The following is a 16873-nucleotide window of genomic DNA, read 5'->3' on the forward strand; positions in this document are numbered from 1 at the left end:
ATTAGCAGCATTGTCTTGTGTGTAGAAGTCATTTGCTGTTAAAGTAATATCATATTTTGCTGACAAATAATTATTTACAATCATAGATTCAGCTTGAGTTAACTTATAGTTATAATGTATAATCTCTGACATCTCACCATTATAATAACGATTATAATTAACATTCATCGTTCCTATGGTTAAAGGTTGATTAGAGTTAACAATGCTTGTAGAGGCTTCGTTAGCAGTTAACAAAACACTTCCGTTATTAAAAATAGAACTTCTAGAACTAGCAGGATTACTTCCATCAAAATCAAAACCAATAATTTGATTTTGATTATCAACAAATGTCTGAGAAGTACTAAAACGGTTATTATTGGTTACTACGTCATTAGTCATTCTTCTATTATAAAAAAAGAAAGAATAAGCATAATTGGTATTAACTGTATAAGTAATTCTTTTACTTAAAATAGCATGTACATTGTTACTACTACTTAACCCTTGAGGTCTAACAACAGAAAAATAACTAATAGAGTTTGTTCCATCTAATATATCATTATCTTCAACTCTAAGCCAATCTCTTACACCATTAAAACTAACACTTGGATAATTATTAAGTGACGAAGTACTAACAAAGGAAGGTTCTTCTCCTGTTATAGTTTGATTTGCATGATTGTTATTACCAGATGCATCTTGCCAATTAGAAACTATGGATCCATCCGTTTGATTGATATCTTCCGCTTTAAGCCACAAACCATTTACAGTAGAATTTCCGACACCACCTGGTCCTGTTTGAGCAAATAAATAAGTAGGTAATATTAATGCACAAAGCATTAATAATAATTGAGATTTAGTGAGCATACTAATTAGTTTATATTTAGGGAACAACGAAAATAACAAAATTAGAAGCTAGCTTAAAAACTTTGAGTGTTAGCATTTTACATCATTCGATAAATAGCCAAAAATTACGATTAAAGACATGTTTGTTTTTAGTAAAGGTGTTAAAAAGCAAAAAAAACACCATAAAAAAAGGAATTTACCACAACAAACTAAAGGTATTTCTTACAAAAATCCTTAAGTTTCATTTTAATTTACTATAGATTTTAATTGCCTCTTCATACATATAATGATTTTTATCTTTCAAGATAATTTTAAGTTGCTTTTTTACTTCAACTATATTATCTAATTTCAAGTACACCAAAGCCTTATACCAATACCCTTTAGAGAAGTCTATACTATCACTTTCAAGTATTTTATCAAAAGTTGCTATAGCTTCTTCATGTTTACCTAATTCAAGCTGAGTAATCCCTAAATACAAATAAACATTTACATTATTTAAACTTGGGTTTTCAAGTGCTTTAAGACACAAACTATTTGCTGTTTTGTAATCCTTACTAATAAACTCGTTTTCAGCGTTTTGCAATACATCACTTTGTACATCACCTCTTTCTATTAAAGATGGTAATTCTTCCCAAGAGTTGTAGTTATTATACAAATTTGTATCACGATTTAAAATAAAGAGACCAATAATCAAAACAATAGAAGCCGCAATAGCAAAAAAGGAATAAACTTTAGCCTTATTTGTTTTTGATGCCTGAGCATTATTATCCTTATTATACGCAGAGGAGACCTTTGTTAAATTGTTTTTCAACAACTTAGCATCATCACTATTAAGATAACTAGTTAAATCGTCAAACTCATCTGAAGATGGTTTTTCTAAAAACTGCCAATCCTCATCATTATACTGAATTCGCATTTCTTTATTAATTGCTAAATAATCTTGCAATTCTAAATTAGAAAATAATTCTTCTGTAAATTTTGACAACTCAGAATCAGTCATTAAACCATCCAAATAATCATCCACCTGTATTTTTAAATTCTCAGATATACTCATAATGTCTTTAATTGATTAAAACGACTATCACTTTTAATCATTTCTGTTAATTTACTTTTACACTTAAACACACGCTGTCTAACCACATTTTCATCATTATAATCTAACTCTTTAGCTATAATTTTATAAGGCATTTTTTTAAAAAAACGCTGTAATACCTGCTTACAATTACCAGAAATCGACTCTAACTTTTCTTGAAAAAACTCCCACCTTTCTTGCTCTAATATTGACTGTGCCAAATCGTTAATATCATGATCAGGTTCAATAGACTGATTAATTGTTACCACATTTTTTGTTTTATTTAACTCACGACGCCATAAATTTTTACATGCTGTAAATAAATAACCATCAAATGTAGATTTAATTTGTATGTTTTGAACTTGTAATCGAGCCATAATTTGCAGTATAGCTTTTTGAAAAACATCTTCTGCATCTGGCTCTTGACCTGAGTTTTGTAATACAAACCGTTTAACATTTGGGTAAACAGTTTTATATATTTCTAGTATTACTTTTTCATTTTTGGTCTGTAAACCAGTAATAAAGTAATGATTTTTATTCATTAAAAGCATTTATTGATTAGCACGAGGTTAGCCACAAAAATTAGACCTAAATATTAGTATGCATTTTAAATGGCTAAAAAAACATTTGGACTTGGGTAACAAATATATATATTTATGAACTGGATTATGTAAAACATAATAAATTTAAACTTTTATATGAAAACTAAACAAGTAAATTATTCAGCTCAAAGAATATTACTACTAACACTTGTAATATGTCTTTTTAACTGTAGCGTTAACAATATTGAGGATGAATTAAATGAAGAAGATTTAAGTGAAGAATCATTGAGATTTACTGCTATTAACCCATGTGATTGTACCCAACATGGAGAAGAAGAAGGAGGAGGTACTGATGATGATAATAGTGCAAATGGTGACCTAGATGAAAATGGTGATGATGACCAAGATGGTGATGGTGACCCAGACGAATCAGACCCAGATCCAAATGACCCTTGTAAATCTTCAACAGGAAGCATACCAGATCCTGAAAACCCAATTTGGTATAATGCCGATTGTGATTTTGACGGTATACCAAATGGCATAGACCCTAATCCATACAGAGATGATGACAGTGAGCCTTTTAACTAAAAACATATTTAAATTTTTAATATTATTAACTATTTGCAACAAAGTATTTTCACAAGAAAATTCGAGCTACTATTTAGAAACTATTAATTCTAAAGAATATACTAAAGAAAAAAAAGAGACTATCTTAGATAGTCTCTTTTCTAATTTTAATTACGACAATTTTTATGATATACATGAATATTCTAGGTGGTTAAAAAAAAACAATCACATTGAAAAAGCCATACTTATAAATGAAAAACAAAGGACTAAAGCCTCTTTTTACTCCAAAAAAAATAATGTAATAAGAAAAAAAATAATTAAAAACTTAGGTTTTTTTAATTTCTTAAAGGAAGAGTACTACCAAGCTCTATATTACTATTACCTAACTACATTAATCAATGAAAGCGAAGAATATACAGCTGTAGCTTATAGAAAAATTGGACAGATTTTTTTTAGACTAGGGGATTATTATAATGCTGAAAAATACTTCGATAAAGTACTTGCTCTACCAAAAAACAACCACTTAATTATTTATTTATTAAGCTGCGAAAACGCAAGTATTAATCTTAAAAAATTTCAAACAGAAGAAAAATTTAATAAAGGTGTTCAAATTCTTCAAGGTGGTATTGAAACTCTGAAAAATCATAAAGTAAAAAATCATAATAACAGAGTTATAAATATGTACAAACATTTCGGCAATCTATATACCGAAAACTTAAAACTAAATAGCTTTAATCATTTTAAAAAAGGTCTAGAGTACTATAACAAAAGTTTGAAACTTGCAAAAAAAATTAATGATTCCATAAGTATATCTGAAATACTTAACAATATTGGTTATTTACACTTATTAGTAAATAATAATAACTCAATTAATTATTTAAAACAAAGTTTAAAATTTTCAAAAAGAAAACTTGACATATCAACCACGTACAATAACATCGCTAGCTATTACAAACAAAATGATAAATTAAAACTTTCGCTTAAAAATATTAATAAGTCCATAGAAACCATAATTGAAGATAAAAAACCTTTAAGAAACAATAAGCACAAATTTTATTTACTTAATAAATTAATAGACAAAGGTATTATTTTAAACAAATTAAGTAAATACGAAGACGCATTAAAGACCTTTAAAAAATGTGACTACCTACTTGACTTAGTAAGATATGAAAGCAATAGCATTAGCTCAAAATTATTTTGGCAAGAAAAGGCTACACGACTTTTTACAGAAGCAACAAAAACTTGTTACTTTTTAAATGACACTAAATCTGCTTTTTATTTTATAGAAAAAAATAAAGCCATATTATTACTTGAAAATATTAACAAACAAAAATACAATTCAAACGATGAAATAAACTTTGAAATCTTTAAAAACATTAAAATGTCTGATTACAAAACAGTAGATTTTTCTAATGAATCTAAAATCATGGATTTAAAAGAAGTTCAAAATAATCTACCCTTAAACACAGTGTTACTAGATTACATTATTAATGATAACTTTGGTTATTTAATAAGCGTATCAAAACATGACACAAAACTATATGAAATTTGTGATTTAGATATTCTAGCAAAGGACATAACATCCTATTTACAATTAGTATCTCAACCAACAACAAAAAGAAGTAATCTAAAAAAATTAGAGGCTTTATCAAAAGGCATAACTAAGACAATACTACCTTATCAATTAGATAAAAACAACTTTACTAAACTAATAATTAGTCCAGATTACAACCTTCAAAATATTCCTTTTGAAAGTTTGAATTATAATAACAAATTTTTAATTGAAACTTTTGAAACATCTTATATTTACTCCTACTCTTATTTAATTAAGAATAATATAATTAAAAGAGAGCCCAAAAAACAGCTTATTAGTTTTGCACCTTACGCATTTAATTATGACAAACTAGAGACACTTAATTATAGTCTTATTGAATCTGAAGAAATATCCGAAATTTTAGATGGTGAAAATTTTGAAAAAGAACTAGCAGTTTTAAAAAAATTTGAAGGAAATATTAACGATTTTAATATTATAAACATCTCTTCTCATGCTAATGCAAGCGACTCTATAAACCCTTGGATAGCTTTTAAAGATCAAAAATTATATCTTGAAGATATCTACAAAACCAAAAATCAAGCAGAATTAGTTGTATTAAATGCATGTAAAACATCCTTAGGAGAAATAAAAAAAGGAGAAGGTGTTTTTAGTTTAGCTAGAGGCTTTTTTAGATCTGGATCTAAAAGTGTCGTGTCATCACTTTGGAATGTGAATGACAAATCTAACTCTGAAATTACAATTAATTTTTACAAGTACTTAAAAAAAGGCTTCACAAAAAGCGCTGCTTTAAGACAAGCAAAATTAGACTATTTAAAAACACATAATTTAAGTGAAGCATCTCCTTATTACTGGTCATCTTTAATTTTAATTGGAGATGACTCTGCAATACAACTAAAAAAAAATTACAACTACCTGATTACAATACCGATAACCCTAACCATAGTTGTATTGTTATTTTTTTTTATAAAAAAATCAAAAATGCTGGGTAACATAATAAAGTTTAATTGAACATAATATTGAAAGAGCTAGTAAGATAGCTTTTATCAAACTTCTTATAAAAACAAGAAGCATTTAATTAATTATTAAAACTATTTATTATGAAAAACAAGGTTTATTTTATTTCAATCACCCTATTAACCCTAGCCCTATTTAACTGTAGTAAAACAGAAATTTCCGAAGATAAAAAAAACTTCCAAGAAACTAAAATTATTAATAATTCAGACACTGAAACTTCGGCTAGATATGTTTGTATTGGAGGTTTTGGAATTTTCAGTAATTTAGATTATGATTGTGGATATAAAAAAGGTATTGAAAAATATATAGAAGACTATAATAAAGTTATTGAAGATTATGAATATCCAGAATGCCAAACACTTTCATTAACATTTAAACACAATGCTCATCCCTCAGATGAAGACATGAATGATCCAACATTCACAATTATTGACCATTTAAGTATTGAGTCACAAACTTTCAACAATTCTGGCATTATTTTACAAACAATGGCTACTGATTACAATGACTTTAGACAATGGTGTAACCCTAGTTCATCTGACAACGACAATACTAAGGGTTATAAAGCTGGCTATCTAGCTTTTTGGGGACAACAACCACTATCTGACAACCCTACTGATGATTGTAATGATGGAGAAATTAGCCCTCTAAGCTTTATGTAACAATGAAAGAATTTGTATTAAAACTATCTTATTAAAACATTAGAATAATACTTAAGTAAACATTTAAGAATTTCTAAATTTTAAAAATTAATTAAAATAGATTCTTAAATGTTTACTAAACGAATGCTCAAAGCACCGAATTCAACTTAAAACAAACCAATCTAATATTTAACATATTTTTATTGTTCTGAGATTACGTCTTAAAATATTCAGATTTTAAAAATCAAAACTATTTATATATGAAAAACTATTTTTTTTTATTACTAATACTAATCTCCTCAACAGGGAATATTAAAGCACAAAACAAAAAAGAAAATATAAACATAAATTCCTGTCAATTAACATCTAACTTCAGTTATTATAAATCAAACTGCGACACAGTTGTTTTTAATGCAAACCCATCCTCTAATACAACGACAACAATACTTGGTTATTTTTGGGATTTTGGTGATGGAACTAATTCTACATTACAAAACCCAACACATAGCTATTCAAGTAATGGAAATTATTCAGTAAGATTAACCGTTGTTGGATTTAATAATACCACAGGAGATTGCTGTAATGATGTTACTACAAAAACATTAAACATTAATTGTATTGAACCTTGTGGAAACGTTAATAGCATTACTCAGCTTAATTTATTAGGAAACGAAAATGTAAAATTCTTTATTCCAAATGGAAGCCTTATTATAAATTCTGGTTGGAGTAACCCAACATACTTCTGGCAATTCACTTGTCAATCAACTGGTTATTACACTTGGTCGTATGATGAGCAACCATATGTCGATTTATCAAATTGTTCAGGATTTTGGGAAGTCACAGCAACTGTAACAGTTACAGACTCACAAGGGAATCAATGTTCTTTTAGCAGAACAGAAGATTTACACCCAGGAGGCACAGGTGGATTCTCTAAAATAAGCATTAATCCGTTAAAGGATACTTTAAATATTGAAATTGATAAAAATCTAATAAATAAAAACGCTAAAACAGAAATATTGGTTTTTAACATGAATGGAGAAATTAAAGAAAAAATCTCTTTAAATAAAAATGAAAAAACATCCTTAAATGTTCGTAAACTTAAACCCGGAATATATATCCTAAAATTATTGAGAAACGGAAAAATTACTGATACAAAAAAAGTTGTTATTTCAAATTAATGTCATTATTAAATAACTTTAATCAATTAATCGTTAACAAAAAAAAAGCCTTTCCAAAATTGGAAAGGCTTTTCATTTTAATCTAAAATCAACTATAAAATTATTTCTTATCGTCTGCTACTTTATTTAGTTTTTTAATCTCTTCGTTATATTCCTCTCTGGCGTCATCAACATCTCCATCATCTTCCATCTCTTCTCTAAACTCTTCATTTGCTTTACGATTAATGGTAACGTACTCATCAAAAGTTTCATTAATTTCTTCAACTAAATCGTCATAAGCTTCGTTTAATTCTTCAAGGTTTCTAACATTACGTTTGTCTTTACCGTTTTGTTCTTCAATATATTCCTTATATTCTTTCTGAACATCTTCTATATCTTCGGTTATTTCTTCAGTTTTCATCCAATCTGGACGTGTACTTTGTAATGTTGCTATAGTTGCTTCTAAATTAGGAATGGCTGCAGATTTTGTTGCAAAATCAGTTCCTTCTAACTTTTTCATCTCTACCGACAACGTATTAAAGGCATCCCAACCACTAATTTGCATAGCATTAACCTTAGTGTTTAGTGTTCTACTTACAACAGCTCCTGAGGTAGTGGTCATAGTATTAGATTTTGACTTTAAATCGTTACTATTTGTAGCTAACATTTTATCAGTACTTGAAGTCTTTGATTTTAATTCTTGCTCTACATTAGCGTTTTGATTCATTTCAGAATCTGTTATTTCTTCAGAATTATTATTTTTTTTCTCATCCATACAAGATGTAAATAATACTCCTGTTAATGTCAATAGTCCGATTGTCTTTTTTAAATTTTTCATAGTTTCAATTTTGGTTTGATACAAAGGTATCGGACAGATAGAGTAACATAGAAAGATTTATTATAAAATAGTCACAAAAAACAAACCTGTTTTAACATAAAAATCAACATTTTAACATTTACACCTCTAAATTCACTAAAAACTGTTAATTAAACGACTTAAAACTATTGATATTTTAAATTGTTAACAAATAAAAAAAGCCTCTCCAAATGGAGAGGCTTAGTATATATTAGTCCAACACTTATTTCAAATTGGACAAACTAGACTTTAATGTTTCAATTTTAGCTAAAGCGTCTGCTTCTTTCTTTTTTTCTGCTGCAACGACTTGTTCTGGTGCTCCTGCCACAAAACGCTCGTTAGAGAGTTTCTTTTGAACAGATTTTAAGAAACCTTCCGTATAATTTAATTCTTCGGTTAATTTTTTAATTTCTGCCTCAACATCAATTGCACCTTCCATAGGTATAAAATACTCGTTGGATTTTACTCTAAACGTCAATGCACCTTCTACAGCCTCACTTACATAATCGATAGACTCTAAATTACCTAACTTTGCTATAACTGCATCAAAATCTGTATTAGAATTTTCGTTATTAATTACCGAAAAACCTATAGCGTCTTTAAAGGCTATATTTTTTTCTTTTCTTACGGTTCTAATTCCTGAAATAACTTCTGATGCAAATTCAAATTGAGAAACAATCTCTTTATATACTGCTTTTGCTTCTGGCCATTTAGCAACAATTAATGCTTCCTCTGGAGTTCTTTCAGCAATATATTGCCAGATCTCTTCGGTTAAGAAAGGCATAAATGGATGTAATACCTTAAGATTATCTTCAAATATTGCCATTACTTTATTATAAGTTATAGCATCTATTGGTTGCTGGTATGCTGGTTTTACAATCTCTAGTAACCATCCACAAAAATCGTCGTAAATTAATTTATAAATAGCCATTAAAGCGTCACTTAATCTGTATTTACTAAAGTGATCTTCAATCTCAACTAATGCTTCACTAAATTTAGACTCATACCAATCTAAAGCTATTTTACTTGATTCTGGCTGCGAAATACTATCGCTAACTTCCCATAAATTAGTAAGATTAAAGGCATTCCAAATTTTATTTCCAAAACCTTTACCTTGTTGACACAACGCTTCGTCAAACATCAAATCATTACCTGCTGCACTACTTAAAAGTAATCCAACACGAACACCATCTGCACTATAATCTTCAATTAATTTTAAAGCGTCTGGTGAGTTACCTAAAGATTTAGACATCTTGCGACGTTGCTTATCACGTACTAAACCTGTTAGGTATACGTTATTAAATGGCTTTTGGTCTTTATACTCGTAACCAGCAATTATCATACGTGCTACCCAAAAGAATAAAATATCTGGTCCAGTTACTAAATCGTTTGTTGGATAGTAGTATTTTATTTCTTCGTTTTCTGGATTACGTATACCATCAAAAACAGACATTGGCCATAACCATGAACTAAACCAAGTATCTAATGCATCTGTATCTTGTTTTAAATCTTCGACTTTTAAATCTGAATTATTAGTTTTGATTTTAGCTTTCTCAAGCGCTTCCTCTATCGTTTCTGCAACTACAAAATCTTCTTTTCCATCACCATAGAAATACGCTGGAATCTGTTGTCCCCAAAGTAATTGTCTAGAAATATTCCAATCGCGAATATTCTCCATCCAGTGACGGTAGGTATTTTCAAATTTCTTCGGGAATAACTTAATTTCTGCATCTTCACCTAAAACCGCCTCAATAGCTGGCTTAACCAACTCTTCCATTTTTAAGAACCATTGGTCGCTTAATCTTGGCTCTATAACTGCTTTAGTACGTTCAGAGGTTCCTACTTTATTTAAATGTGTTTCAGTTTTTACTAAAACACCTATATTTTCTAATTCTTTTGCAACATTTTTTCTTGCTACAAATCTATCCTGACCTTCAAATTGTAAACCGTAACTATTTAATGTCGCGTCTTCATGAAAAATATCTATAACCTCAAGTTTATGTTTATCTCCAAGGTTTTTATCGTTTTCATCGTGCGCAGGAGTTACTTTTAGACAACCTGTACCAAACTCAAGATCTACGTATTCATCTTGGATAATTGGTATTACGCGATTACTAATTGGTACTATGGCTTTTTTTCCACGTAAGTGCACAAAACGCTCATCTTCTGGGTTTATACAGATTGCTGTGTCTCCAAATATTGTTTCTGGACGTGTTGTTGCAATAGTCAGTGTATCGTCACTTCCTTCAATCTTATAATTTATATAATAAAGGTTTCCTTGACGTTCTTCGTGGATAACTTCTTCATCAGACAAAGTCGTCTTTGCTTCAGGATCCCAGTTAACCATACGGTAACCTCTATAAATTAAACCTTTTTCGTGTAAATCTACAAACACTTTTATGACAGCTTCAGACATATCGTCATCCATCGTAAATTTGGTTCGGTCCCAATCGCAAGAACAACCTAATTTTTTAAGCTGTTCAAGAATAACGCCTCCATATTCTTCCGTCCATTCCCAAGCATGTTCTAAAAATTGGTCACGTGTCAGGTCATTTTTGTCTATACCTTGTTCTTTTAATTTAGCGACAACTTTAGCTTCGGTTGCAATTGAAGCATGGTCTGTACCAGGAACCCAACACGCATTTTTACCTTGTAAACGTGCACGTCTAATTAAAACATCTTGTATAGTATTATTAAGCATGTGTCCCATATGCAAGACTCCTGTTACGTTTGGTGGAGGAATTACGATGGTATATGGTTCTCTTTCGTCTGGAGTAGAATGAAAATAGTTATTCTTCATCCAGTAATCGTACCACTTGTTTTCTGCTTCAATAGCATTATATTTTGATGGAATTTGCATACTTTGGAATAGTTTTTGAAATATATCTTACAAAAGTACTTATATTTCTGTTTTTGGAAAATTTTAATGATGAATAATGTATCGATAAATACGCTATAAGCATTTGCAAGTGTGCATTACATCTAAAAATTTTGCAAGAGGAATAAAAAGTGATTAAATTTACGAACCTAAAATCTTAATATAATGAAAAAATTATTTACAATATTATTTATCGGACTAGTTAGTTTGTCAATGAATGCCCAAGAAAAAATGGCGAAAATTGAGTTTAAAGAAACCACTATAGATTACGGAACAATTGAAAAAGGCGCTAACGGACTTAGAACTTTTGAATTTACTAACACTGGTGATGCACCTTTAATTGTATCTAAAGTTAGTTCTAGTTGCGGATGTACAGTACCAAAAAAACCAAAAGATCCAATTATGCCTGGTCAAACTGGTGAAATTGAAGTAAAATATGATACTAATAGAGTAATGCCAATTAGAAAAACGATTACTGTTTTATCTAATGCTGAAACACCAACAGTATCTTTAAAAATAAAAGGGACAGTTATTGATCCTTCTAAAACTAGTGTTTTAGAGAAAAAAGGAAAAAGTGTGATGGAAAAATAACCCTCACTAATATTATTTAAAAAGCCGAAAACATATTGTTTTCGGCTTTTTTTTATTTACTCTATTGGAGATTTTAATTCAAAATTAAAAACACGTTCAAAACCATACCTCAAAACTTTTATTTCTAATTTAGTTCCTGCTTTCTTATAAAAATAACTTACTAATTCTTTTAAAGTCATGTCGTGCGTACTCCTTCCGTTTATATAAATAATAACATCATTAATTCTCAATCCTGCTAAATCTCCAGGTGAACCTTCTCTAATAATTTTAATAGAATAAGATGGCTTGACTATATATTTCTCAGATGGCCCTACAACAGCTTCAACCCTGACTATATTACCATTAACAACTGACAAACTACCTCCACTAGAATTAACATCTATCTCTTTAATCAATCTAACACCATCATTTTCCACTTGAAGACCACTTTTATTATAGTTAAATGGCAATTTTTTTAAGCTATTTTTTTTAAGTGTAATCTTAGCATTTTGATAATCAATAATACAATTAAACCTCTTTAAAACCTCACCACCTATTGATCCATCTCTATCATGTCTACTTGTCAAAGTTTTGACTAATAAAGAATCAGGATATGCGACTTTAGGATTATCAAATGTGAATTTTCCAATACTAAATTTCTTAATTTTAGATCGTTTTCCATAAACACTACCACTCAAACCGGCTCCCAGAAAATCATTAAAAAAAGAAGTATTGATGCGTAATCCCTTTTCTTTATTTTCAAAAAGCCACAATGCATCACTACTACCAGAATCTATTAATAATTTTACTGGTAACTCTTTAGAGTCTTGCTCAACCTTTCCTTGTATGTAAGGTTTGTTTCCAAAAAGACTCATATTAACCACATCACATTTAGCACATCTCTTATATTTATATTTAAATGGATCAAACAACCTAATATATTGGTTTGAGTAATTAACTTCGACTATAAAATCTTTAAAAAGATCATAACCAATTATACCATCAATTGGCAATCCTAATTTAGGCCCAAAATTTAAATTTGAATCGTAAATTGTAAAAAATACTTGGTTTTTATTTATTGCATTTCCAATAGTAAATGTATTATGACTTGACCTTACAGCCTCTACATATTCACCATCACCAAGACCTTTAAGTTTTATTTTTTTTGCATTCAAAATTTTCAATGAATCTGAATCTTTCAAAAAATTAAAAATTATTGACTTATTAACTCCTGTATCTAAAAGGAATTTTAAATCAACTCCATTAACATTAACAGGGATAATTATGACATTATTAACAAGTTGAAACCTTATTTTATCAGATTTAACACCTTCAACTAACTTATATTGACTTTGAGAAAAAGCGGTTAAAGAAAACAGTAGAAATAATTGTATAAATATTCGATTCAAAAGCATTTATTAGTGTAAAAATTATGTACAACTGAAATTTACTAATCTTTTACATTAAAACCATTTTAAAACTATTTTTTTAAAGAATACTTACAATTATTTTTTGCAAATTTGCAATCTAAACAATTTTGAAAATGCCAAAAATTTCTCAAAAAGGGCAATTAATGCCTCAATCACCTATTAGAAAATTGGTTCCTTTTGCTGAAAAAGCATACCAACAAGGAAAAACTGTATACCATCTAAATATTGGTCAACCTGATATTAAGACTCCTCAAGTAGCTCTTGATGCTGTTAAAGTTCACTCTTTAGACATTTTAGCTTACACAAGGTCTGAAGGATCTGAAGGTTATAGAAATAAAATCGCTGATTACTATTTAAAAAATGACATCCATGTAAAACATGATGACATTATAGTTACAACAGGTGGTAGTGAAGCTTTACTTTTTGCTTTTGGAAGTATTATGGATGTTGATGACGAGGTAATTATACCAGAACCATTTTACGCAAATTACAATGGTTTTTCTACTGCTTCTGGTGTAACGGTTGTACCTGTAATTTCAAAAATAGAAGACAATTTTGCTTTACCTGCTATTGAGGAGTTTGAAAAACTTATTACACCTAAAACAAAAGCTATTTTAATTTGTAATCCTGGTAACCCAACAGGATACCTATATTCAAAAGAAGAAATAAAAAAACTAGCAGACATTGTTAAAAAACATGATTTGTTTTTAATTGCAGATGAAGTCTATCGCGAGTTTGCTTATGATGGAGCAAAACACTATTCAATACTACAAGAAAATGGGCTAGACGATTACGCAATTGTAATAGATTCGGTTTCTAAACGTTATAGCATGTGTGGAGCAAGAATTGGATGTTTAGTTTCTAAAAATAAAGAGGTTATTGCTACAGCATTAAAATTTGCTCAAGCAAGATTAAGTCCTCCTACTCTAGCTCAAATTGCTAGTGAAGCTGCTTTAAGCACACCTCAAAGTTACTTTGATGATGTTATTGAAGAATATGTAGAACGAAGAAACGTTTTAATTGAAGAATTAAATAAAATTGAAGGTGTACAAGTGGCTAACCCAAAAGGTGCTTTTTATTGCATAGCACAACTACCTGTTAAAAACAGTGATAAGTTTGCGCAATGGTTATTAGAGTCTTTTGATGTTGACGGAGAAACTGTTATGGTTGCTCCTGCTGCTGGATTTTACAGCACACCAGGAGTTGGATTAAACCAAATCCGTATAGCTTACGTTTTAAACACCGAAAGCTTAAAAAAAGCTGTAAATATTATTAAACAAGCTTTAAAAGTATATAAAGATTAGTGCAAATATTAGATAACATATCCTTAAAACCATACAATACTTTTGGTATTGATGTCAAAGCCAAACAATTTGTTTCGGTTAAAACTATTGATGACTTAATCGCTGTTTATTCTTCTGAAAAAGACATAGAAAAATTCATTCTTGGAGGTGGAAGTAACATGCTTTTGACTAAGGATATGGACAAGCTAGTGATTCATTTAGATTTAAAAGGAAAATCAATTGTATCCCAAACAGAAAACCATGTTTTTATTGAAGCAAAAGCAGGCGAGAATTGGCATGACTTTGTATTGTGGACTTTGCAACAAAATTTTGGAGGCTTAGAAAACCTTTCTTTAATACCTGGCAACGTTGGATCTAGTCCAATACAAAACATAGGCGCTTATGGCGTAGAGCTTAAGGACAATTTTTACACCTGTGAAGTACTAAACTTAGAAACGTTAAAAACTGAAATTTTCACCAATCAAGATTGCAATTTTGGTTACCGTAATTCCATATTTAAACAAAGTGTAAAAGGCAAATACATCATAATTAATGTCACATTTAAACTAACAACTAAAAATCACGTATTACACACTAATTACGGAGCTATTAGTTCTCAGTTAGAAGTAATGAATGTTTCAAAGCCTACTATTCAGGAGGTCTCAAAAGCTGTAATAGCGATACGCAATAGCAAATTACCTAATCCAAAAGAAATTGGTAATAGTGGAAGTTTTTTTAAAAATCCAATCATTAGTAAAGTGGCGTTTATACAGTTACAACAAAATTTCCCTGATGCTCCACATTATATTATTTCTGAAACAGAAGTAAAAGTTCCTGCTGGTTGGTTAATTGAAACTGCTGGTTTTAAAGGAAAAACTTTTGACAATTACGGAGTCCATAAAAAACAAGCTTTAGTTTTAGTAAATTATGATAATGCCAAAGGAAAGGATATATTAGAGCTTTCAAAATTGATACAACATACTATTTATCGTATATTTAATATTTCAATTGAAACCGAAGTCAATATTTTTTAATAAACGGACTTCAATTTAAAACTTTAGACTAACAAACCCTAAATAATAGCTTGAATTTCTCTATAGAAGAACATATAATAGCACATCTTAAAAATGGTGACAAACAAGCCATAACATTATTATACGAAAACTATGCTGACGCATTGTTTGGTGTTATAAAAAAGGTAATCTCGGATGATGATTTAGCCCAAGACGTGCTTCAAGAAACCCTTATAAAAGTTTGGAAAAAAGGTAAAAGTTATAATCCTGATAAGGCTAAATTATTTACCTGGTTATATCGTATTGCATACAATTCTGCAATAGATAAAATTAGATCTGTAAATAATAAATCAAATAAAGAAGTCCAAATTGAAAACTCTAACGTATATAAATTGACAACTAATAGTTTAAACGAGGATGTTTTAGACATAAAAAAACACTTAAACACGCTTGACCAAAAATATCAGATTGTCGTGAATGCACTGTTTTTTGAAGGTATGACCCAACAAGAAGCAAGTGATGAGTTGAATATTCCGTTAGGAACTATCAAATCAAGATTAAAAATTGCATTACGTGAATTAAAAAAAATTTACAACCCTCAATTGTAGAATGATGAATGAGAAAATAAATACATTTTTAAAGTCTGACTTATTAAACAAATACTTAATAGGACAAACTACTGCTAGCGAAACTTTAGAGGTTGAACATTATATCTCAGAATTTCCGGAAGTTAAAAAAGCTTACAACAGGTTGCAAGACCAATTAGAATTTACAACTCAATTAAATGCTGTAAAAGCACCTAAATTAGTATTAGATAATATTTTTGAAGCTTTAGATGACAAACCTGTAGTTACTTTACAACCTAAACGTACTAAAAAATGGTACAGTTTAGCAATTGCTGCATGTGTTGCTGCATTACTATTTGCTGGAAGCTCTGTATATCTTTATAACCAAAACAAAGAATTATCAAGCGAAAACCAAACCATTGCAGATGAGATTTTTGATCTTAGAAGTGATATTGCAAATAACAACAGTACATTACAACAATTACTAGATCAGTTTAAGCAATTAAACAATCCTGAAACTGAAAAATACGTTTTAAAAGGAAATACTAGAGCTAAAAACTTAAAAACGGTAGCCTACATTAATCCAGAAGAAAAAAAATCTATGATTGATGTTGTATCCTTACCACAATTACCTGATGATAAAGTATATCAAATTTGGGCAGAATTACAAGGTAAAATGGTAAACTTAGGTGTTTTGAGTGAAGCTGATAGAAGACTTCAAGAAATTCCATATACAGAAGATGCTTTAGGACTAAGCATTTCTATAGAGCCTAAAGGAGGAAGTCCAGTCCGCTCAAACGATACTCCTGTTGCAGAGATATCTTTAAAACTTAATGAGTAAGTAGAATTAAAATAAAATAACAATAAAAAAGCCTCACTAATTTAAGTTGTAGGTCTTTTTGTTTATACT

14 protein-coding genes and 1 pseudogene are annotated in these 16873 nt (G+C 29.4%); 9 read left to right on the top strand and 6 right to left on the bottom strand.

Features of this window, described 5'->3' with window-relative positions; translation table 11 throughout:
• From ITB9_RS08080 to ITB9_RS08090, 3 genes and pseudogenes are all read right to left on the bottom strand, one after another.
• Positions 1 to 840 (bottom strand): annotated as a pseudogene (locus ITB9_RS08080) (hypothetical protein); the annotation flags it as partial.
• Positions 841 to 1060: 220 nt separating this feature from the next.
• Positions 1061 to 1873, bottom strand: a complete 813-nt coding sequence (locus ITB9_RS08085) for a hypothetical protein (RefSeq protein ID WP_054851828.1) — start codon at positions 1871 to 1873, stop codon at positions 1061 to 1063.
• Positions 1870 to 2433 carry an RNA polymerase sigma factor gene (locus ITB9_RS08090; protein ID WP_054851829.1) on the bottom strand — a complete coding sequence of 188 codons (564 nt, stop codon included), beginning with the start codon at positions 2431 to 2433 and terminating at the stop codon, positions 1870 to 1872. The genes ITB9_RS08085 and ITB9_RS08090 overlap by 4 nt, the downstream gene beginning before the upstream one ends.
• A 156-nt stretch (positions 2434 to 2589) precedes the next feature.
• Here ITB9_RS08090 and ITB9_RS08095 point away from each other — a divergent pair, with 156 nt between their 5' ends.
• From ITB9_RS08095 to ITB9_RS15615, 4 genes are all read left to right on the top strand, one after another.
• The gene (locus ITB9_RS08095; protein ID WP_054851830.1) at positions 2590 to 3021 is read left to right on the top strand and encodes a hypothetical protein; all 432 of its coding nucleotides are present in this window, start codon (positions 2590 to 2592) and stop codon (positions 3019 to 3021) included.
• Positions 2996 to 5563 carry a CHAT domain-containing protein gene (locus tag ITB9_RS08100; protein WP_082396124.1) on the top strand — a complete coding sequence of 856 codons (2568 nt, stop codon included), beginning with the start codon at positions 2996 to 2998 and terminating at the stop codon, positions 5561 to 5563. Before ITB9_RS08095 ends, ITB9_RS08100 begins: the two co-directional genes overlap by 26 nt.
• A gap of 89 nt (positions 5564 to 5652) precedes the next feature.
• Positions 5653 to 6231, top strand: coding sequence for a hypothetical protein (locus ITB9_RS08105; RefSeq protein ID WP_054851832.1), 579 nt, complete (start codon positions 5653 to 5655; stop codon positions 6229 to 6231).
• 239 nt (positions 6232 to 6470) lie between these two features.
• The gene (locus ITB9_RS15615) at positions 6471 to 7388 is read left to right on the top strand and encodes a PKD domain-containing protein (RefSeq protein WP_054851833.1); all 918 of its coding nucleotides are present in this window, start codon (positions 6471 to 6473) and stop codon (positions 7386 to 7388) included.
• Positions 7389 to 7488: 100 nt separating this feature from the next.
• Here ITB9_RS15615 and ITB9_RS08115 read toward each other — a convergent pair whose 3' ends face one another.
• Complete coding sequence (locus ITB9_RS08115) at positions 7489 to 8205, bottom strand: hypothetical protein (protein WP_054851834.1); 717 nt, start codon at positions 8203 to 8205, stop codon at positions 7489 to 7491.
• A gap of 241 nt (positions 8206 to 8446) precedes the next feature.
• Complete coding sequence (locus ITB9_RS08120) at positions 8447 to 11083, bottom strand: valine--tRNA ligase (RefSeq protein WP_054851835.1); 2637 nt, start codon at positions 11081 to 11083, stop codon at positions 8447 to 8449.
• Positions 11084 to 11266: 183 nt separating this feature from the next.
• Here ITB9_RS08120 and ITB9_RS08125 point away from each other — a divergent pair, with 183 nt between their 5' ends.
• On the top strand, positions 11267 to 11692 hold the full coding sequence (locus tag ITB9_RS08125) for a DUF1573 domain-containing protein (RefSeq protein ID WP_028289638.1): 426 nt from the start codon (positions 11267 to 11269) through the stop codon (positions 11690 to 11692).
• A gap of 56 nt (positions 11693 to 11748) precedes the next feature.
• Here ITB9_RS08125 and ITB9_RS08130 read toward each other — a convergent pair whose 3' ends face one another.
• On the bottom strand, positions 11749 to 13080 hold the full coding sequence (locus ITB9_RS08130) for an aspartyl protease family protein (protein WP_261975586.1): 1332 nt from the start codon (positions 13078 to 13080) through the stop codon (positions 11749 to 11751).
• Positions 13081 to 13214: 134 nt separating this feature from the next.
• Between ITB9_RS08130 and ITB9_RS08135 the strand changes: the two genes are divergently transcribed.
• Genes ITB9_RS08135 through ITB9_RS08150 form a run of 4 tightly spaced genes read left to right on the top strand, consistent with a single transcriptional unit; the run spans position 13215 to position 16804 of the window.
• Complete coding sequence (locus ITB9_RS08135) at positions 13215 to 14405, top strand: pyridoxal phosphate-dependent aminotransferase (RefSeq protein WP_054851837.1); 1191 nt, start codon at positions 13215 to 13217, stop codon at positions 14403 to 14405.
• Positions 14405 to 15418: a UDP-N-acetylmuramate dehydrogenase gene (gene murB / locus ITB9_RS08140; protein ID WP_054851838.1), complete on the top strand. Its 1014-nt coding sequence runs from the start codon at positions 14405 to 14407 to the stop codon at positions 15416 to 15418. The genes ITB9_RS08135 and murB overlap by 1 nt, the downstream gene beginning before the upstream one ends.
• Before the next feature lie 50 nt (positions 15419 to 15468).
• The gene (locus ITB9_RS08145; protein ID WP_028289634.1) at positions 15469 to 16005 is read left to right on the top strand and encodes an RNA polymerase sigma factor; all 537 of its coding nucleotides are present in this window, start codon (positions 15469 to 15471) and stop codon (positions 16003 to 16005) included.
• A gap of 4 nt (positions 16006 to 16009) precedes the next feature.
• Complete coding sequence (locus ITB9_RS08150) at positions 16010 to 16804, top strand: anti-sigma factor domain-containing protein (protein WP_028289633.1); 795 nt, start codon at positions 16010 to 16012, stop codon at positions 16802 to 16804.
• Positions 16805 to 16873 lie beyond the last annotated feature (69 nt).

The organism is Olleya sp. ITB9, from assembly GCF_001315805.1.
Classification (GTDB): domain Bacteria; phylum Bacteroidota; class Bacteroidia; order Flavobacteriales; family Flavobacteriaceae; genus Olleya; species Olleya sediminilitoris.

What these genes read in the sequence shown, in the direction of transcription:
- ITB9_RS08085 (WP_054851828.1), bottom strand. Translation starts at nt 1,873, where the DNA reads ATGAGTATATCTGAGAATTTAAAAATACAGGTGGATGATTATTTGGAT.
- ITB9_RS08090 (WP_054851829.1), bottom strand. Translation starts at nt 2,433, where the DNA reads ATGAATAAAAATCATTACTTTATTACTGGTTTACAGACCAAAAATGAA.
- ITB9_RS08095 (WP_054851830.1), top strand. Translation starts at nt 2,590, where the DNA reads ATGAAAACTAAACAAGTAAATTATTCAGCTCAAAGAATATTACTACTA.
- ITB9_RS08100 (WP_082396124.1), top strand. Translation starts at nt 2,996, where the DNA reads ATGATGACAGTGAGCCTTTTAACTAAAAACATATTTAAATTTTTAATA.
- ITB9_RS08105 (WP_054851832.1), top strand. Translation starts at nt 5,653, where the DNA reads ATGAAAAACAAGGTTTATTTTATTTCAATCACCCTATTAACCCTAGCC.
- ITB9_RS15615 (WP_054851833.1), top strand. Translation starts at nt 6,471, where the DNA reads ATGAAAAACTATTTTTTTTTATTACTAATACTAATCTCCTCAACAGGG.
- ITB9_RS08115 (WP_054851834.1), bottom strand. Translation starts at nt 8,205, where the DNA reads ATGAAAAATTTAAAAAAGACAATCGGACTATTGACATTAACAGGAGTA.
- ITB9_RS08120 (WP_054851835.1), bottom strand. Translation starts at nt 11,083, where the DNA reads ATGCAAATTCCATCAAAATATAATGCTATTGAAGCAGAAAACAAGTGG.
- ITB9_RS08125 (WP_028289638.1), top strand. Translation starts at nt 11,267, where the DNA reads ATGAAAAAATTATTTACAATATTATTTATCGGACTAGTTAGTTTGTCA.
- ITB9_RS08135 (WP_054851837.1), top strand. Translation starts at nt 13,215, where the DNA reads ATGCCAAAAATTTCTCAAAAAGGGCAATTAATGCCTCAATCACCTATT.
- ITB9_RS08150 (WP_028289633.1), top strand. Translation starts at nt 16,010, where the DNA reads ATGAATGAGAAAATAAATACATTTTTAAAGTCTGACTTATTAAACAAA.